This is a genomic window from uncultured Bifidobacterium sp. (assembly GCF_945269915.1).
Taxonomy (GTDB): domain Bacteria; phylum Actinomycetota; class Actinomycetes; order Actinomycetales; family Bifidobacteriaceae; genus Bombiscardovia; species Bombiscardovia indica.
The window spans coordinates 22,714-41,611 of record NZ_CALYOY010000005.1 but is presented as its reverse complement, the minus strand read 5'-3'; the positions used below and the strand labels follow the sequence as shown (position 1 = coordinate 41,611).

The window sequence follows — 18,898 nt, the reverse complement described above, 5'->3', positions numbered from 1 at the left end:
GACCATGGCCGCAGAGAGTTCAGCCAAGACCTCCAGGCGTATCTCGGAGGCAGACCGGCCGCATTCGGACCGCGTCCCCTTGCGCCAGGCCCTTTCCATGGTGACACCACTGGGATGCTGGATGGTCACGGTCACGGTCATCGCCGGTCTTGGCCTGGCCCTGGTCGGCTGGACCGAGCTTCTGGCCTTCCTCCTGGCCGGTGTGACCCTGGTGGCCACCGGTCTGGTCATGAGCATGGGGAACCTGGGCTGCCGGGCGGAACTCGACCTGGACCAGACCCACCTGAGCGTGGGCCAGGAGTCGGAACTCTCCATAACCCTGTCCAATCCGGGCAGGCGCGCCACCCGCGGCGGCAGAATCGGCATCCTGATCGGAAGCGAGCCCTCCTATCTGGCCCTTCCGGCCCTCTCGCCCGGCCAGTCCGACCATCTGCACCTGAAACTTCAGGCCCTGCACCGCGGCACCATCCCTGTGGGCCCGGTCACCATGGAGACCGGAGACCCCTTCGGCACCATCCTCAGGCAGCGGATCCTGGCGGACGGGGACCAACTCTATGTTCATCCGAAAACCGTTGACCTGACCCCGATCACGGCCGGACTGCAACGGGACCTGGAAGGGCGGGTCGCTTCGGGAATCGTCGATGACGACCTGGAATTCCACGCCCTGCGCGCGTATGAACCCGGGGACGACATCAAGCGCGTCCACTGGCTTTCCACAGCCAAGACCGGCTCCCTGATGGTCCGCCAGTACGAGCCGACCCTCCGCACGGACACAGTCCTATGGATGGATACCGACCCGTCCTCGTATTCCAGCGCCGAGGAATTCGAACTGGCCGTCAGCATCTTCGCCTCCCTGGGGGCACGATGCCTCCTGGACGGCCGCCGTCTGGTGGCCATGGCCCCCCGCGACTTGACAGGAAACCGGTCTGACTCCCCTTCCGGCATACGTTCCACTGACCCCGTGCAGGGTCGACGCACCCAGGAAACCGACATTCTCCGCACCGACTCCCCCCGCGCCTTCCTGGATGATTGCAGCTCCATCCTCCCGGTCGAGACGCCCTCGGGAGAAGGCCCCGACCAGACTTCGGCCGCCTGGCTCGACATGATGGAGACCCAGGTTCCCGATGCCTCCCTGATCCTCCTGGTCTCCGGTTCCCAGACCGATCAGCAGGCAACCCAGACCATGACCGCGGGGGTTCCCGAATCCATCCAAACCATGGTCCTGAACGCCGCGCGAGGAGAACAGCGCTCCATCCAGGGCCAGGGAAGACTGACCCGAGCCCGCCTGGCAGCCCTGGAGGATCTCCCCCTGATCATGGAGACCCTCGCATGAGGACCACCACGACCTGGCAGGCCCAGCCGGCCCCCTCGCCGGTCCATGTGCTTTGGCGAAACCAGCCGATGCCCCTGGAGGGCTCCAGGAGCCGTGCCCTGGGTCTCCTCTCCACCCTGGCCCTGGTACCGCTCAATCTCCTGGCCGCGATCCAGCTGCTCCCCGTGTACGGCGACCTTGCAGGATGGCTCCTGGTGGGGCTCCTGGCCAGCCCGGCCGGAACCCTGATCGCCCTGACCTGGTCCCGCCATGCCCCACGCCCTTGCATCCAGGCCGGGTTGCTGGTGCTGGCCCAGTTCGTCCTGGGCCCGATCATCACCCTGAACGGCACCACCATCCTCCATCTGCTGCCCACCACGCAAACCCTGATCCAAGGGTGGACGGCCACCTTCGGCTCCTTCAAGGCCCTGGTCGCAATCGACCCCCCACTGGGCTGGGAGGCGGGCGGTTTCATGGCCCTGTGGACCCTCCTCCTGTGGACCTCATTCCTGGCGGCCTTCCTGGCGCGGATACGCCCCTACGACCGGCCCAGGCGGCCTGACGGCAGGATTGACCCCGCCCCTATCCTGGCCACCCTGCCGATACTCATCACCATGTCGGCATCGGCCCTCCTGGGCACCAGCCATGGATGGCACCCTGAGATCATGGGATGCTGCCTGTGGGTCCTGCTTCTTCTCTGGGCATCCTGGCGTCTGCACCTGATCCAGTCCGGCAGACCCCTTGCCAAGGCCCTGACACTGGTACTGACCCTGGGCATCGCCCTGGGCGGGACCCTCCAGGTCCCTCTTGACCGCCTGGTTCTCCGTGACCGCTACCAGCCCCCGATCGACCCCTGCCAGTTCACCAGCCCCCTGAGCGACTACCGGTCCTACATCAAGGACCACAAGGATGACACCCTGGTCACCGTACACAACCTGCCGGCCGGCACCCCGGTCCGGATGGCCGTCATGGACCGGTTCGACGGCAAGGTCTGGAATCTCTCCGACAGCGCCACCCCCGGGCAGTCGTCCGATTACCGGCGTATCGGCAGCGCCGTCTCCCCCAGCCGGGATGACGGGGGTGACACCAACCGGACCCAGGGCCCGACCTTCAAGGCCTTGTTCACCATCCACCAGGGATTCGGACGCTCCTGGCTGCCCACGGCCGGTCAGGCCTCCTCCATCAACCCCGGCAGGAATCTGAGCAGGGAGGACCTCTACTACAACAAGGGAACCGACTCCGCCCTCTCGGCGACCCCCCTGGGCGCCGAGACCACCTACACGGTCCAGGGGACCCTGAACGTCAGACCCGACCGGGAGGCCATCAGGAACAGCCAGGTGGGAGCCGCACAGGTCCCCCAGATCTCGGACCCCCCGGATTCCCTTCCCCAGGCGGCGGCCCTGATGACCTCCCTCCAGGACAAGCCCGGCACCAGGGCCCTGGCCATCGAGACAAGACTCCACCAGGACGGCTGGTTCTCCCATGGCCTGGAGGGTGACTACCCCTCCCCCTCCGGACACGGGGACTATCGGGTCAGCCAGCTCCTCCAAGCCCAGGCCATGGTCGGCGACAGCGAGCAGTACGCCTCCGCCATGGCCCTCCTGGCCAGGCAGATGGGACTCCCCTCCCGGGTCGTCCTGGGTCTCATCCCCAAGGACAAGCAGGGAGACATCAGCAAGGCCCGTACCCGCCAGGACCCCGATGGCGGCACCACCGTGGACTTCAGGGGCGGGGATGTTGAGGCCTGGGTGGAAATCAACCTGGCGGGCCTGGGCTGGGTGCCCTTCTACCCCACCCCCCAGGAGACCAAGACACCGGACAAGAACCTGAATCTGACCCCGCCCAACCCCAAGACCCTGGTCAGGCAGCCACCGCCTCCCCTGGTCGATCCTCCCCGTGATGACCAGCGCACCAACGGCAGGACCCGAGTCGGCGGTCAGGATGCCGACCAGACGGCAGGGCCCTCCCTCTGGACACGATTCGGCCCCCTGGTCGGGAGGGTCCTTGCCTACTCCTCACCGGTATGGGGTGTGGCCCTGCTGGTTCTGGCCATCCTGGCCCTCAAGGCCTGGATCCTGAACCGTGCCAGAACGAAGGGTTCCGCCGAGGAACGCATTGAACAGGGGTGGAGGCAGGTCGGCAACCTGGCCTGGCAGTCGGGGCTCAGGCCCCAAGGAACCCGAAGGGAGCAAGCCCGGACCATCGGACGGGACCTCCTCGGCCAAAGCACGTTCAAGGCGGGACGAGACACCGACAGGGACAAGCTGAATCGGCTCTGCACGCTTGCCGACCGGGCCACCTTCGACAATCGCCGCGTATCGGACCAGGATGCACTTGAATACTGGCGCCTGACCGATCAGGTCCGCCGGTCCATACTGGAGGGCCTCCCCCGGTCCAGGCGCTGGAGGACGAGGCTCTCCCTGCGTCACCTCTTCTGAATCCCATCCGGGTTCAGATTCCGACCACACCCGAACAAGACCAGGGGTCCCGTCCGGCATGGTGCCGGACGGGACCCCTGAGTCATCCACCCCTGGCAGGGGGTGGATCTCAACTCACCGAATCATTGATTGGCATCCTGGTCCGAGGAGGAGAAGGTTGCCGCGGTTCCCTGGTCGCCCGTCGAATCATCCCGGGAGGCATCCTGGTCGGTGCCGGGCTGGTCCAAGGACCGGCCGGCATCGCCATCGACCGGAACATCCCCGTTGGCGTCCACGTGGCCCTGGCCACCCTGGTCGTTCAGGAAGTCGTCCGGGTTGAAGTCGTCGCCCAGCTTCAGGTCCCCGAAGTCGATGTTGGAGAAGTCCACATCGTTCAGGTCGGCGTCGCTCAGGTCCACACCGTCGCCACCCAGCCCGAAGTTCGGGTAGATGGTGTCGCGAATTGCCTTGTCGGGCTCCACGGTGGCGTTGCGGTACCTGGCCAGGCCGGTGCCTGCCGGGATCAGCTTGCCGATGATCACGTTCTCCTTCAGGCCCTTCAGGTCGTCGACCTTCTGGTTCAGGGCGGCCTCGGTGAGGACGCGCGTCGTCTCCTGGAAGGAGGCGGCGGAGAGCCAGGAGTCTGTGGCCAGGGAGGCCTTGGTGATGCCCATCAGCTCGGGGCGGCCGGCGGCGGGCTTGCCACCGGCCTTGACGGCCTTCATGTTGGCGGCCTTGAACTTGGCCTGGTCAACCAGCTCACCGGGCAGGAGGTCGGTGTCGCCGGAGTCGATGACCGTGACGCGACGGAGCATCTGGTGAACGATGACCTCGATGTGCTTGTCGTGGATATCCACGCCCTGGGAACGGTAGACCGTGTGGACCTCGTTGACGATGTTCACCTGGGCCGCACGCGGTCCGAGGATGCGCAGGATCTTCTTGGGATCCACGGAACCCTCGATCAGCTGGGTGCCTGCCTCGACGTGCTGCCCATCCTTGACCAGCATGGGGGCGCGCCTGGTGACCGGGTAGGTCAGGGCCTCGACGGAGTTGTCGTCCGGGGTCAGGGTGACCTGACGGCCGCGGTCGGTGTCCTCCACCTTGACGGTGCCGGGGAACTCCGCAATCGGGGCCTCGCCCTTGGGGGTACGGGCCTCGAAGAGCTCGGTGACACGGGGAAGACCCTGGGTGATATCGGAGGCCGATGCCACACCACCGGAGTGGAAGGAACGCAGGGTCAGCTGGGTGCCGGGCTCGCCGATGGACTGGGCGGCCACGATGCCCACGGCCTCGCCCACGTCCACCAGCTTGTTGGTGGCCAGGGACCAGCCGTAGCACTTGGCGCACACGCCGCGGGTGGACTCGCAGGTCAGGACCGAACGAGCCTTGACCTCCTCCACACCATGGGCGACCAGGTCACGCAGGACATCCATGGAGAGGGCATCACCGCGCTTGTAGAGCACGGTCTTGCCGTCGGCCGGGTCGACCACGTCGGAGGCCAGCAGACGGGAGTAAGGACCACCGTCGGCGGCCTTGACCAGCACCAGGTTGCCCTGGTCGTCGCGCTCCGCCACCTGCATGGGCAGACCACGCATGGTGCCGCAGTCCTCCTCACGCACGATCACGTCCTGGGAGACATCGACCAGACGACGGGTCAGGTAGCCCGACTCTGCCGTACGCAGTGCCGTATCGGCCAGACCCTTGCGGGCGCCGTGCTGGGAGATGAAGTACTCCAGGACGGACAGGCCGTCGCGGTAGTTGGACTTGACCGGTCGGGGGATGATTTCGCCCTTGGGGTTGGCCACCAGGCCTCGCATACCGGCGATCTGGCGGATCTGCATCCAGTTGCCACGGGCTCCGGACTGAACCATGATGTTCACGTTGTTGTCCGGGGTGAAATGCTCCTGCATGGCGTCCGCCACCTTGTCGGTGCACTCGGTCCAGAGGTTGATCAGCTCCTGGCGACGCTCCTCGTCGGTCAACAGACCCATGTCATACTGGGAGTTGACCTTGGCGGCCTGCCCCTGGTAGTCGTTGACGATATCGGTACGCTCCGGGGGCACCACGATGTCCGAGAAGGCCATGGTGACACCGGACCACTGGGCCCGGGTGAAGCCCAGATCCTTCAGGGCATCCAGAGTGGCCGCCACCTGGGCTGTGGAGTACCTGGTCGCGATGTCATCGACGATGCCGGCGAGCTTGCCCTTGGCCACCTGCTCGTTGATGAAGGGGTAGTCCACGGGCAGGGTCCCGTTGAAGAGGACACGGCCGTAGTTGGTGGCGAAGAGCCTGGAACCGTCCTTGAAGACCTCCTCCTTGACCACGTCGGGGCTGCCGGGCTCGGGGTCGACGACCTTGAGCTCTCCGGGCTCCCAATCATTGGGCATGACGAAGTCCTCGGGCACACGCAGCAGGACCTTGGCCTGCATGTCGATCTCACCCAGGTCCAGGGCCATACGGGCCTCGGCCAGGCTGGAGAAGATCCGCCCCTGGCCCTTGGCCCCGTCAACGGCGGAGGTCAGGTAGTACAGACCCAGGATCATATCCTGCGAGGGCATGGTGACCGTGTGGCCATCGGCCGGCTTGAGGATGTTGTCGGAGGCCAGCATGAGCGAACGGGCCTCGGCCTGAGCCTCTGCCGACAGGGGCAGGTGGACAGCCATCTGGTCGCCGTCGAAGTCGGCGTTGAAGGCCGCACATGCCAATGGGGGCAGGTGGATGGCCTTGCCCTCGACCAGGATGGGCTCGAAGGCCTGGATGCCCAGACGGTGCAGGGTGGGTGCACGGTTGAGCAGGACGGGATGCTCGGAGATGACCTCCTCCAGGACGCCCCAGACCTCGGCATCGCCTCGGTCGACCAGACGCTTGGCGCTCTTCATGTTCTGGGCGTAGTTCAGGTCCACCAGGCGCTTGATGACGAAGGGCTTGAAGAGCTCCAGGGCCATGGGCTTGGGCAGACCGCACTGGTGCATGCGCAGGGAGGGACCGACCACGATCACGGAACGGCCTGAGTAGTCCACGCGCTTGCCCAGCAGGTTCTGACGGAAGCGGCCCTGCTTGCCCTTGAGCATGTCGGCCAGGGACTTGAGCGGACGGTTGGAGGCCCCGGTGACGGGACGGCCACGACGACCGTTGTCGAAGAGGGAGTCCACGGCCTCCTGGAGCATGCGCTTCTCGTTGTTGAGCATGATCTCGGGGGCACCCAGCTCGATCAGCCTCTTCAACCTGTTGTTGCGGTTGATGACGCGACGGTAGAGGTCGTTCAGGTCGGAGGTGGCGAAACGGCCACCGTCCAGCTGGACCATGGGCCGCAGGTCGGGAGGAATGACCGGGACGACGTCCAGGACCATGGCCTCGGGCTTGTTGCCGGTGTTCAGGAAGGCGGAAACCACCTTGAGCCGCTTCAGGGCCCTGGCCTTGCGCTGGCCGGAGCCTGAGTCGATCTCGTGACGGAGCTCCTTGGCCGCGCCCTCCAAATCGAAGTCCTGCAGGCGCTTCTTGATGGCCTCGGCCCCCATGCAACCCTCGAAGTAGTCGCCGTAGCGGTCCTGCATCTCCCGCCACAGGTCCACGTCGCCTTCCATGTCTCCGGGCTTCAGGGCCTTGAACCGGTCGAAGACCGCCGTGATCCGCTGAATCTGGTCGTCATAGCGCTTGCGGATGGAGGTCATGTCGCGCTCTGCGCCGTTGCGCAGGCGGGACTTGAGGGACCCCTTGGCCTCGTCGGACTTCTCCAGCTCGGCCAGGTCCTCTTCCAGCTTCTTGGCGCGCTTGTCGATCTCCAGGTCGCGCTTCTTCTCCAGCTGGGCGACCTCGGTATCGAACTCGTCCTGGAGGTCGGGCAGGTCCTGGTGACGCTGCTCGTCGTCCACGCTGGTGACCATGTAGGCCGCGAAGTAGATGACCTTCTCCAGGTCCTTGGGGGCGATGTCCAGGAGGTATCCCAGTCGGGAGGGCACACCCTTGAAGAACCAGATGTGGGTGACCGGGGCCGCCAGCTCGATGTGGCCCATGCGTTCACGACGCACGCGCGAACGGGTCACCTCGACCCCGCACCGCTCGCAGACGATCCCCTTGAACCGCACGCGCTTGTACTTGCCGCAGGCGCATTCCCAGTCGCGGGTGGGTCCGAAGATCTGCTCGCCGAAAAGGCCGTCCTTCTCGGGCTTCAAGGTACGGTAGTTGATGGTTTCGGGCTTCTTGACCTCGCCATAGCTCCAACCGCGGATGTCGTCGGCGGTGGCCAGTCCGATTCTCAGTTTGTCAAATGCATTGACGTCCAGCACTCTATGTCCTGTCTCTGATCTTGTAACTGCTGTGAAGTTTCCGTCTTGGTCAGGTCCCCTGGGGGCCGGTGCCTGACGGCCGCCGGCCACGGGGGATCATATGGACACGCTGACTCAGCGATACTCCGGCTCGGGGGCCGACTGGTCGGCCTTGGCCGAGGCATCCGGCCGGGCACCGATGTTGAAGCCCAGGTCGTTGGACGCGGCGTTGGGGTCGTCGTCCTCGTCCTTCATCTCGATGACGTTGCCCTCGGCGTTCAGGACCTCCACGTTCAGGGAGAGCGACTGCATCTCCTTGAGGAGGACCTTGAAGGACTCCGGGATGCCGGCCGCCGGGAGGTTCTCTCCCCGGACGATGGCACCGTAGGCCCGCACACGGCCATCCACGTCGTCGGACTTGGTGGTCATCATCTCGTGCAGGGTGTAGGCGGCACCGTAGGCCTCCAGGGCCCATACCTCCATCTCCCCGAAGCGCTGGCCGCCGAACTGGGCCTTGCCGCCCAGCGGCTGCTGGGTGATCATCGAGTAGGGGCCGGTGGACCGGGCGTGGATCTTGTCGTCCACCAGGTGGTGGAGCTTGAGCATGTACATGTAGCCCACGGAGATCGGCTTGGTGAAGGGCTCGCCGGTGCGGCCGTCATAGAGCACGGCCTTGCCGTCGTCGCCCACCAGGCGCTCACCGTCGCGGTCGGGCAGGGTGGTCCTGAGCAGGCCGTTCAGGGCGTCCTGCCGCACACCGTCGAAGACCGGGGTGGCCACGGCGGTACCGGGATCGGCCTTCTCGGCCCCTGCCGGGATGTGCTTCTTCCACTCGTTCTCCAGGTTGGGGTCCAGGTTGATGTCCCATCCGGAATGGGCGATCCATCCCAGATGGAGCTCCAGGACCTGCCCCAGGTTCATGCGCGAAGGCACGCCCAGGGGGTTGAGCATGATGTCGATCGGGGTGCCGTCGGCCATGAAGGGCATGTCCTCTTCGGGCAGGATCCGGGAGATGACGCCCTTGTTGCCGTGGCGACCCGAAAGCTTGTCACCCTGGGTGATCTTACGGTGCTGGGCGATGTAGACCCGGATCATCCGGTTGACGCCGTTGGGCAGCTCGTCGCCGTCCTCCTCGGCATCCTCTCGGGTGATCTCCTTGACCTCGATGACCGTGCCGGTCTCACCGTGGGGCACCCTGAGGCTGGTGTCGCGCACCTCGCGGCTCTTCTCGCCGAAGATGGCCCGCAGAAGACGCTCCTCGGGGGTCAGCTCGGTCTCGCCCTTGGGGGTGACCTTGCCGACCAGAATGTCGCCGGCCTCGACCTCGGCGCCGATGCGGATGATGCCGCGCTCGTCCAGGTTGGCCACGGCGTCCTCGCCCACGTTGGGCAGGTCGCGGGTGATCTCCTCGGCGCCCAGCTTGGTCTCACGGGCGTCGGTCTCGTACTCCTCGATGTGGATGGAGCTGAGCGTGTCGTCCTGGACCAGGCGCTGGGAGATGATGACGGCATCCTCGTAGTTGTAGCCGTTCCAAGGCATGAAGGCCACCAGGAGGTTCTTGCCCAGGGCCATCTCGCCCTTCTCCGTGGCGGGGCCGTCGGCCAGGACCGAACCGGCCTCAACCCGCTCCCCGTCCTTGATCAGGGGGACCTGGTTGTAGCAGGTGGTCTGGTTGGAGCGCTGGAACTTGGCCAGCTTGTAGGAGGACTGGGTCCCGTCGTCGTTCATGACCCGGATGATGTCGGCGGACACGTAGGTGACCACGCCGGGCTTCTCGGCCAGGATGACGTCGCCGGAGTCGATGGCGGAACGCCACTCGGACCCCGTGCCCACCAGGGGCCTCTCGGACTTGACCAGAGGGACGGCCTGACGCTGCATGTTGGTGCCCATCAGTGCTCGGTGGCCCTCGTCGTGCTCAAGGAAGGGGATCAGGGAGGCGCCCACGGAGACCATCTGCCTGGGCGAGACGTCCATCAGGTCCACCTGGGAGATCGGAACGTCCTTGGCCTCGGCCTCGGCGTCACGCACCAGGGCCTCATCCTCGACGAAGTGCCCGGTATCGTCGATCTCCTGGTTGGCCTGGGCGATCGTGTGCTCGGCCTCCTGGTCGGCGGTCATGTAGACCACATCGTCGGTCACCTGGCCGTCCACTACCTTGCGGTAGGGGGTCTCGATGAAACCGAAGGGGTTGACCCGGGCGAAGGTGGCCAGGGAGCCGATCAGGCCGATGTTGGGGCCTTCAGGGGATTCGATGGGGCACATGCGTCCGTAGTGGGAGGGGTGCACGTCGCGCACCTCCATGGAGGCACGGTCGCGGGAGAGGCCGCCTGGGCCCAGGGCCGAGAGACGACGCTTGTTGGTCACTCCGGCCAGGGGGTTGTTCTGATCCATGAACTGGCTCAGCTGGGAGGTTCCGAAGAACTCCTTGATGGTGGCGTTGACCGGGCGGATGTTGATCAGGGACTGCGGGGTGATGGCCTCCGCGTCCTGGGTGGTCATCCTCTCACGGACCACACGCTCCATACGGCTCAGACCGGTACGCAGCTGGTTCTGGATCAGCTCGCCCACCTGACGGATGCGGCGGTTGCCGAAGTGGTCGATGTCGTCCACGTCCACCCGCAGCTCGATGTCCTGACCATCGCGCTTTCCGGGGAAGGTCTGGTCGCCTGCGTGCAATGTCACCAGGTACTTCAGGGTGGCGATGATGTCCTCGGGATGGAGGCTGCGGTCGTTGTAGTCGGCCTCCAGGCCCAGCTTGCGGTTGATCTTGTACCGGCCCACACGGGCCAGGTCGTACCGCTTGGTGTTGAAGTAGAAGGAATCCAGCAGGTTCTTGCCGGCCTCGGGCGAGGCGGTGTCGGCGGGCCGGATCTTCCGGTAGAGGTCGGTCAGGGCCTCATCCTGGGTCTCGATGGTCTCCTTCTCCAGGGCATCAAGCACCAGGGGGTATCCCTTGAAGGCCTTGCGTATCTGGGGCTTGGTCATGCCGATGGCCATGAGGAAGACAATGGCGGACTGCTTGCGCTTGCGGTCGACACGCACGCCCAGCACATCGCGCTTGTCGATCTCGAACTCCAGCCAGGCACCACGGCTGGGGATGATCTTGGCCCCGAAGACCTCCTTGTCGGAGGTACGGTCCGGGGTGCGGTCGAAGTAGACACCCGGGGAACGGACCAGCTGGGAGACGATGACCCGCTCGGACCCGCCGATGATGAAGGTGCCGTGGGGGGTCTGCAGGGGGAAGTCGCCCATGAAGACGGTCTGCGACTTGATCTCGCCCGTGTCGCCGTTCTCGAACTCGGCGTTGACGTAGAGGGGTGCCGAGTAGGTGTAGTCCTTCTCCTTGCACTCCTGGACGGTGTGGCGGGGCTCCTCGAAGTATGGATCCGAGAAGGTCAGGCTCATGGTCTGCGCGAAGTTCTCGATGGGGGAGATCTCCTGGAAGACCTCATCCAGCCCGGAAACCGTGGGGACGGTGTGGGTCCCGTTGACCTCGTCCTCCTCGACCCGCTTCTTCCAGCGCTCGTTGCCGACCAGCCAGTCGAAGCTGTCGGTCTGGACGCCCAGCAGATAGGGCACCTCGATGGGTTCGCGGATGGAACCGAAGTTCACACGATCCGTTGCCTTGTGCAGCTTGATCTGATCCTCATCAGCGCGTGCGTATGTAGTGGTGGTACTTCTTGCAGCTTTATTGGCAGCCAAAATGGACTTTCCTTATCGCTCGCCGTACTCGATAATTCCTGTTTCCCTGGGAGACACCGAACGGCCGCCATATGCCTATTCGCGGGCATCTCCTCGATGATGCATGCCCGCTATATGACACACCTCATACAAAGAGTTAACTATACAGCCGATAAGGCCTTGACACAAGGGCGTGTCGCCCTTATGCGGGATGTTCACCGACAGCCCAAGGGCAGGCAGGCGGACGGATTCGGCGGCCAGCAGACGATCAGGTCACTGGACCATGACCGGCACCACCTGGGACTTGACTTTCTCGTTGGACTTCAGAACCAACTGTGCCGAGTAGGACCCGGCGTTGACCCTGGGCAGGTTTTCGTCAGGCTGGCACCCCTCCTGGCTGGCGTCCGCGTTCCAGGTAATGGTCTGCACGTCCTTGTCTCCTCCGGCCATCAGGAGGGAGCGGGGATCGGAGGGGCAGGAGTCCGATCGCCAGACGTTCTGGTCCCCGCTCCTGATGATAAGGACCCTGCCGGCGTTCGACCCGTCGATCAGGCAGGAGCCGGTACCCTTGTAGCGCATGGTCGCAGTGAAGTCGATCGACCCGCCCACCCCGGTGGTCGGATCGGGCGCGCTCAGCTCCAGCTCCACATCCGCAGGTCCACACTTCTTGACCCGCGGGGCCTGGGACCGGGCCTTCGCCTCTTCTTTCCCCTCGGCCTTCCTTGCTGAAGCCTTGCCCTCCTCGGACTTCTTCCCGTTTCCGGACCTGGCCTCCTGGGAGGTGGTGGCCTTGCCCTCAGCCGATCCGCCACGTAGAGCGCGGATGCCCACACCGACACCCCAAACGATCCCCGCACAGGCGAGCAGGAGGACCAGGGCCAGGATGGCGGCGACGATCCGACGGCGCCGGTATATGCGCTGCTGCTGCTTGCTGATCTTTCGTTTGGCCATGCTGACAATCCTAAACCAGGAATCCTCCTATTCAGGCAGCTTCAGCGAACCATCCTTCCCGATGACCAGAAGACCGTCCTCATCCAGGGAAGCGATGCACAGATCCAGCTGGATCCTGTCCTGGCAGACCTCCTCCACCCGGACCCGGCTGATCCGACCTTTCTCGGATTGGCGAAGGGCCTGGAGGATCTTCCCCCGGACCTGCCGGTTGGTCCCGGCAAAACGCTGGCGGGGTCGGGTCCGCTTCATGCCCAGGTCGGGCAGACCGGCCTCGAGGAAGCGGCAGTGATCGGCCAGGGGGCAGATTCGGCAGGCCGGTTTCCTGGCCGTACAGACCGTAGCCCCCAGCTCCATGAGCCCCTGGTTCCACTCGGCCGAAGCAGGCTCCCGCCAGGCGGTTGGACGGGCCTGCTCGTCCGCACCCCCCAACCGGCCGACCAATCCCCCATCCCCGGTGCCACCGGACGATCGGGCCTGCGGATCATCCTCCGGCAGGACGCTCCGAGCCAGTTCACGTTCGGCACTCGTCGTGGAACCCCCCAGGGATTCGATGCCCAGGAAGACCCGGGAGAGCACCCGACGGATATTGGTGTCGATGACGGCTATGCGCTCCCCATGGGCGAAGCTCATGACGGCACTGGCCGTGTAGTCGCCGATACCGGGCAGGTCGACCAGCTCCTGGTAGGTCCGGGGCAGCCGATCATCGTATTCCCCGCTGACCACCTTGGCGCATTCCCGAAGGCGGAGGGCCCGTCGGGGGTAGCCCAGCCTCCCCCAGGCCGTGATGACCTCGGCCTTGCCGGCCCCGGCCAAGGAGGCCGCATCGGGCCAGGTCTCCATCCAGTCCGTCCAATAGGGCACCACCCTGCTCATCTGGGTCTGTTGGCTCATGACCTCGGAGACCAGGACCCCCCATGGGGTGGTCCGGCCGAACCGCCATGGCAGATCCCTGGCGTTGCGCTCCCACCAGGAAAAGAGCCGGAGCCGTATCTGCTCGACCGATTCCGCCCGGTTGTCCTCCACGAGCCCCGCCTTTCCTTGCCCAATCCGATCAGTGCCCCCAACACCATACAACCGTTGGCCAGGCCGGACCCTCTCCCTTCGCGGACTTCGCTGCGAGCGCCAAGACCCACCGTCCACGTCCCGGAAGCCAAAGAATTCGGTCATATATTCAGATAATTTTCTATTGCTTTTCTATAATGTTTCCTGATGTGGTGCATGTCACATACCAAACGAGTCAAAGGAGCACAATGGTATACCGGATGATTTTCAACCAGGAAGCCTACTTCGGACGTGGTGCCATCAAGCAGATTCCCGAGGCCGCCAAGGCCCATGGCTTCACCAAGGCCTTCATCGTGACCGACCCGGTCCTTCTGAAGACCGGCACCGTCGCCAAGGTCACCGACGTGCTGGACGCTGCGGGCCTTCCCTATGAGATCTTCGACAACGTCAAGCCCAACCCCCCGGTGGAATGCATCAAGGACGGGGTCGAGAAGTTCAAGACGGCCGGTGCCGACTTCCTGATCGGCCTGGGTGGCGGCTCCCCCCAGGACACCTGCAAGGGAATCGGCATCATCGCCGCAAACCCCGAGTTCTCGGACGTGCTCTCCCTGGAGGGCACCGCCGCCACCAAGAACCCCTCCGTCCCGATCTTCGGCGTCCCCACCACGGCCGGGACCGCCTCGGAGACCACAATCAACTATGTAATCACCGACACCCGGGCGAAGCGCAAGTTCGTGGCCGTCGACCCCCACGACATCCCCCTGGCGGCCTTCGTGGACCCCGACCTGACCGACACCCAGCCCCGGTCCCTGAAGGTGGCCACCGGCCTGGACGCCCTGACCCACGCCATCGAGGGATACGTGACCCCCGGCGCATGGAGTCTCTCGGACTGTCTCTCCATGCAGACCATCAGGATGATCGCCGAGAACCTGGCCAAGTCGGCCGACGGTGACCTTGCGGCCGGGGAACAGATGGCCTATGCCTCCTACATCACCGGCATGGCCTACTCCAACGTGGGTCTGGGCCTGGTCCACGGCATGGCCCACGCCCTGGGTGGTCTCCTGAATGTCGCCCACGGCGTGGCCAATGGCATCCTCCTGGCCCCGGTCATGGACTACAACAAGGACTACACCGGCGAGAAGTACCGCGACATCGCCCACGCCTTCGGGGTCAGCGACTCCTACACCATGCCCCTGGAAGAGGCCCGCAACCTGGCGGTCAGCAAGGTCCACGACCTGACAGTGAGCCTGGGCAACCCCACCACCATCAGCGAGGTGGGCGCCAAGGAGAGCGATCTGGACAGCCTGGCAGCCAATGCCTTCAAGGACGTCTGCACCGGCGGCAACCCCCGCAAGGCCACCCAGGAGGAGATCCTGGGCATATACAAGAGCCTGATGTAGTTCAGGACTCCGGGTCCCTCCCCTGCCCGGCCTGTCTTTTCCGGGCGTTACCTTGAATGGCATGACCACCCAGGAACAGACGAACGAGGCAGGCCGCCGGGGGGAGGACCCCTCCGAGGCCGTCGGCGAAATGTACGAGTATGGGTACCGCAGGTCCAACTACGGACCCGATGAGCTGGTCACCGACGCCCACGGCAATCCGATTTCGGTCACCGAGGCCATGATGAGCGCCAAGGAGGCCGGCCAGGCCGAAACGGTGACCCCCCACCTCTGCTACTACTCCCCCAGGATCCCCGGCAACACCGGGTCGGCCATCAGGCTCTGCGCCGTGACCGGGACCATCCTCCACCTGGTGGAACCCTTGGGCTTCAACCTCAAGGACACCAAGCTGCGCCGGGCAGGGCTGGACTACCACGACATGGCGCATGTGGTACTCCACCCCGACTTCGACGATCTGGTCGCCTCCATGCCGGATTCGCGCATCATCGCCTTCACGGCCCACGCCACCAAGCTCTACACCGAGGTGGACTACCGGCCCAGCGACATCCTCCTGTTCGGACCCGAGCCGGGGAACATCCCCGACCCCATGGAGATCATGGCCGGCCCCCACGTGGCCGAGCAGGTCCGCCTGCCCATGCGCCCCAGCCTGCGCAGTCTGAACCTGACCAACTGCGCCTCCATCGCCATCTACGAGGCCTGGCGCCAGCTGAACTTCAGGGGCGGCCGCTGATCCCCCCCCCCCGACTTCAGTTCTTGAAACTGTGGATGGGTGCGGGAATGCGGCCGCCACGGTTGATGAAGTCGGCACAGGAGCGCTCGTTGACCGGCAGGATGGGGCCGCCGCCCATGAGGCCGCCGAACTCGGCCGTATCCCCCACGCCCTTGCCGATGACGGGAATCAGACGAACCGCCGTGGTCTTCTGGTTGACCATGCCGATGGCCGCCTCGTCGGCGATGATGCCCGAGATGGACTCGGCACTGGTGTCTCCGGGGATGGGAATCATGTCCAGACCCACCGAGCAGACACAGGTCATGGCCTCCAGCTTCTCCAGGGTCAGGCTTCCCCCGGTGGCGGCCTGGATCATGGTCGCGTCCTCGGAGACCGGTATGAAGGCACCGGAAAGGCCACCCACATAGCTGGACGCCATGATCCCGCCCTTCTTGACCTGGTCGTTCAGGATGGCCAGGGCCGCGGTGGTACCCGGGGCACCCACCTGTTCCAGGCCCATCTCACGCAGGACCTCGCCCACCGAGTCGCCCACGGCCGGGGTCGGCGCCAGGGAAAGGTCGATGATCCCGAAGGGGACCTCCAGACGGCGTGAGGCCTCCTGGGCCACCAGCTGCCCCATCCTGGTGATCTTGAAGGCCGTGCGCTTGATGGTCTCGCACAGCTGGTCGAAGCTCAATCCGCGGGCCGTCTCCAGGGCGGTCTTGACCACGCCGGGGCCGGAAACGCCCACGTTGATGACGGCGTCGCCCTCGGTCACCCCGTGGAAGCCGCCGGCCATGAAGGGGTTGTCGTCGGGGGCGTTGCAGAAGACCACCAGCTTGGTGCAGCCGGAGCTGTCGGAATCGGCGGTGGCCTGGGCCACGGCCCTGATGACCCGACCCATCAGCGCAACGGCATCCATGTCGATGCCGGTCTTGGTCGAGCCCACGTTGACGCTGGCGCAAACCCGCTCGGTCTGGCTCAGGGCCCGGGGCAGGGACTTGATCAGGAGGCGCTCGGCCGGAGTCATGGACTTGGAGACCAGGGCCGAATAGCCGCCGATGAAGTTGACCCCGACCTCCCTGGCCGACATATCCAGGGCCTTGGCCACGGCCACATAGTCATCGACCGAATGGCAGGCCCCTGCGGCCACCAGGGAGATGGGGGTGACGGTGATCCGTTTGTTGACGATCGGAATACCGTACTGGTGGGTTATGGATTCCCCGGTCGGCACCAGGTCCTTGGCCACGGAGACGATTTTACGGTGGATGTTCCTGCAGAGCATGTCCACATCGTGGCTGGCACAGTCCAGGAGGCTGATACCCATCGTGATGGTGCGAACGTCCAGCCGCTCCCGGTCGATCATGGCATTGGTCTCTTGGACCTCATCAGGAGTAATCATGACGCAGCCCCCTCAGATCCTGTGCATCCGGGTGAAGATCTCCTCGCGCTGGCACCTGATGGAGACACCGATCTCCTCACCCAGGGCATCCAGCTCGCGGACCAGGTCATCGAACTCCTCCGTGCAGGAGGAGCAGTCGACGATCATCATCATGTTGAAGAACCCGTCGATGATGGTCTGCGATATGTCCAGGACGTTGATGGAGTTCCGGGAGAGGCTGGTGCAGACCCGCCCGATGATGCCGATGGTGTCCTGCCCCACCACCGTGATGATCGCCTTGTTCATGTAGTCCTCCTCAGCCCTGGTGTATGCCTGCGAGCCCACAGGATGGGCTTGGCCCTCCCGGGGGATCATGGCTCCCAAGCTTAGAGGAGGAGGCAGAAAAGGCCCGTGACGGGGCGGGACAGCCAGCCAGTCCGGCACGTGGACGCCGGGCCCGGCCTCAGCACTCCTTCCGGGCGGAGGAGGAGGGCAGGGCGGCCAGGGCCCTGGGCTCGTGGAATCCCCTGGCCTGGAAGCCATCCGCGATCTTCTGGGCCACGTCACGGCTCTTGCCGGCATTGACCAGGGCGATGACGGAGCCGCCGAAGCCGCCTCCGGTCATACGGGCCCCGTAGGCCCCCTCGGCCCGTGCCACATCCACGGCCAGGTCAAGCTCCGGGGAGGTGACCTGGTAGTCGTCGCGCAGGGAGTCATGGGAGGCGTCGAAGAGGCGCCCTGCCTCGTGCACATCGCCCCTGCCGAAGGCCTCGATGAACTGGTCGACGCGGGCGATTTCGGTGATGACGTGCCTGACCCGATGACGGGTGACCTCATCCGGCAGCCTGTCCAGGACCTCCTGGAGGGCGGCCGCGGGATCCCGGGAGGCGCTGACCTGGTCGGCCACCTGGCGGAGGTTATCCACCCCCAGGATCCGGGCCGCCTCCTCACAGGTGCTGCGGCGCTGCTCGTACTGCCCGTCGTTGAGCTGGTGCTGGGCCTGGGTGTCGACGACCAGGAGCTCCAGCCCCCTCTCCTTCAGATCGAAGGGGACCTGGGTCACGTTCTCCATGGCGGTGAGCCCCGGCCGGCAGTCCAACCTCAGGGCCTTCCCGGCCCGGCAGCGCATGGACGCGCTCTGGTCCATCCCCCCGGTGGATGCCCCGGCCATGTCGTTCTCGGCCTTGACGGCGGCCTCGATCAGGGTCACCCTGCCCTGGTCGCTCCCACCCAGTCCGAGGCCGAAGACCTCGTCCAGGGCCAGGGCCGTCGAGCAGGTCATGGCGGCCGAGGAACTCAGCCCAGAGCCGACCGGCACACAGGAGGCCAGGGCCATGTCGAACCCACCAACCTGGTCATAACCTGCTTCGCGCAGGGCCCAGGCCACACCCACCGGGTAGGAGGCCCAACCGGTCACGCCACGGGCCTGAAGACCGTCCAGGCCAACCTGGACGCAGGCATCCGGGGTCATGGAGGAGACCAGGCGGACCTGGTGGTCCCGGCGGGGGCTCAGGGCCACGAAGGTCCGGTGGGGCAGGGCGATGGGCAGACAGAGCCCGGCGTTGTAGTCGGTGTGCTCACCGATCAGGTTGACCCTGCCGGGGGCGCTCCAGACCCCCTCGGGTTCCTGACCGTAGACCCTGCGGAAGAGGGTGACCACCTGCTCCGGCCCCTGGCCGGCCTCTCCCCCGCTCCATGCCTCCAAAAACTGAACCTGCCTCATGATGCTCCTTTGAATCTGCGATGTGGTGAACCCCTGGTGACCCGAACGTGTGTGCCA

Annotated in this window: 11 protein-coding genes; 4 read left to right on the top strand and 7 right to left on the bottom strand. The window is 65.4% G+C overall.

What is annotated here, in order from left to right:
- The first annotated feature begins 4 nt into the window (after positions 1-4).
- Together Q0K62_RS01785 and Q0K62_RS01780 are read left to right on the top strand one after the other, a co-directional pair.
- A complete protein-coding gene (locus Q0K62_RS01785) occupies positions 5-1,333 on the top strand; it encodes a DUF58 domain-containing protein (RefSeq protein ID WP_297316272.1) in 1,329 nt (442 codons plus the stop codon).
- Positions 1,330-3,750: a transglutaminase domain-containing protein gene (locus tag Q0K62_RS01780; protein ID WP_297316271.1), complete on the top strand. Its 2,421-nt coding sequence runs from the start codon at positions 1,330-1,332 to the stop codon at positions 3,748-3,750. The genes Q0K62_RS01785 and Q0K62_RS01780 overlap by 4 nt, the downstream gene beginning before the upstream one ends.
- A gap of 122 nt (positions 3,751-3,872) precedes the next feature.
- Here Q0K62_RS01780 and Q0K62_RS01775 read toward each other — a convergent pair whose 3' ends face one another.
- The 4 genes from Q0K62_RS01775 to Q0K62_RS01760 all read right to left on the bottom strand — a co-directional run bounded on the left by Q0K62_RS01775 (position 3,873) and on the right by Q0K62_RS01760 (position 13,649).
- Positions 3,873-8,015, bottom strand: a complete 4,143-nt coding sequence (locus Q0K62_RS01775) for a DNA-directed RNA polymerase subunit beta' (protein ID WP_297316270.1) — start codon at positions 8,013-8,015, stop codon at positions 3,873-3,875.
- A 114-nt stretch (positions 8,016-8,129) separates the two neighbouring features.
- Positions 8,130-11,696, bottom strand: a complete 3,567-nt coding sequence (gene rpoB, locus Q0K62_RS01770; RefSeq protein WP_297316269.1) for a DNA-directed RNA polymerase subunit beta — start codon at positions 11,694-11,696, stop codon at positions 8,130-8,132.
- Between the two features lie 252 nt (positions 11,697-11,948).
- The gene (locus Q0K62_RS01765) at positions 11,949-12,626 is read right to left on the bottom strand and encodes a hypothetical protein (protein WP_297316268.1); all 678 of its coding nucleotides are present in this window, start codon (positions 12,624-12,626) and stop codon (positions 11,949-11,951) included.
- A 27-nt stretch (positions 12,627-12,653) separates the two neighbouring features.
- Positions 12,654-13,649 carry an A/G-specific adenine glycosylase gene (locus Q0K62_RS01760; RefSeq protein ID WP_297316267.1) on the bottom strand — a complete coding sequence of 332 codons (996 nt, stop codon included), beginning with the start codon at positions 13,647-13,649 and terminating at the stop codon, positions 12,654-12,656.
- Positions 13,650-13,876: 227 nt separating this feature from the next.
- Here Q0K62_RS01760 and fucO point away from each other — a divergent pair, with 227 nt between their 5' ends.
- Positions 13,877-15,028 (top strand): lactaldehyde reductase, encoded by a 1,152-nt coding sequence (gene fucO, locus Q0K62_RS01755; RefSeq protein WP_297316266.1) that lies wholly within the window; start codon positions 13,877-13,879, stop codon positions 15,026-15,028.
- Positions 15,029-15,089: 61 nt separating this feature from the next.
- Positions 15,090-15,758 (top strand): tRNA (cytidine(34)-2'-O)-methyltransferase, encoded by a 669-nt coding sequence (locus tag Q0K62_RS01750; protein WP_297316265.1) that lies wholly within the window; start codon positions 15,090-15,092, stop codon positions 15,756-15,758.
- Between the two features lie 16 nt (positions 15,759-15,774).
- Here the strand turns inward: Q0K62_RS01750 and Q0K62_RS01745 are convergent, their stop codons facing one another.
- The 3 genes from Q0K62_RS01745 to galK all read right to left on the bottom strand — a co-directional run bounded on the left by Q0K62_RS01745 (position 15,775) and on the right by galK (position 18,841).
- Positions 15,775-17,139 (bottom strand): PFL family protein, encoded by a 1,365-nt coding sequence (locus Q0K62_RS01745; RefSeq protein WP_297316264.1) that lies wholly within the window; start codon positions 17,137-17,139, stop codon positions 15,775-15,777.
- A 12-nt stretch (positions 17,140-17,151) separates the two neighbouring features.
- A complete protein-coding gene (locus Q0K62_RS01740) occupies positions 17,152-17,424 on the bottom strand; it encodes an ACT domain-containing protein (RefSeq protein WP_297316294.1) in 273 nt (90 codons plus the stop codon).
- A 157-nt stretch (positions 17,425-17,581) separates the two neighbouring features.
- Entirely contained in the window at positions 17,582-18,841 is a 1,260-nt protein-coding gene (gene galK, locus Q0K62_RS01735; protein WP_297316263.1) for a galactokinase, read from the bottom strand.
- Positions 18,842-18,898 lie beyond the last annotated feature (57 nt).

What these genes read in the sequence shown, in the direction of transcription:
- Q0K62_RS01750 (WP_297316265.1), top strand. Translation starts at nt 15,090, where the DNA reads ATGACCACCCAGGAACAGACGAACGAGGCAGGCCGCCGGGGGGAGGAC.
- Q0K62_RS01765 (WP_297316268.1), bottom strand. Translation starts at nt 12,626, where the DNA reads ATGGCCAAACGAAAGATCAGCAAGCAGCAGCAGCGCATATACCGGCGC.
- Q0K62_RS01745 (WP_297316264.1), bottom strand. Translation starts at nt 17,139, where the DNA reads ATGATTACTCCTGATGAGGTCCAAGAGACCAATGCCATGATCGACCGG.
- Q0K62_RS01785 (WP_297316272.1), top strand. Translation starts at nt 5, where the DNA reads ATGGCCGCAGAGAGTTCAGCCAAGACCTCCAGGCGTATCTCGGAGGCA.
- galK (WP_297316263.1), bottom strand. Translation starts at nt 18,841, where the DNA reads ATGAGGCAGGTTCAGTTTTTGGAGGCATGGAGCGGGGGAGAGGCCGGC.
- Q0K62_RS01740 (WP_297316294.1), bottom strand. Translation starts at nt 17,424, where the DNA reads ATGAACAAGGCGATCATCACGGTGGTGGGGCAGGACACCATCGGCATC.
- Q0K62_RS01780 (WP_297316271.1), top strand. Translation starts at nt 1,330, where the DNA reads ATGAGGACCACCACGACCTGGCAGGCCCAGCCGGCCCCCTCGCCGGTC.
- fucO (WP_297316266.1), top strand. Translation starts at nt 13,877, where the DNA reads ATGGTATACCGGATGATTTTCAACCAGGAAGCCTACTTCGGACGTGGT.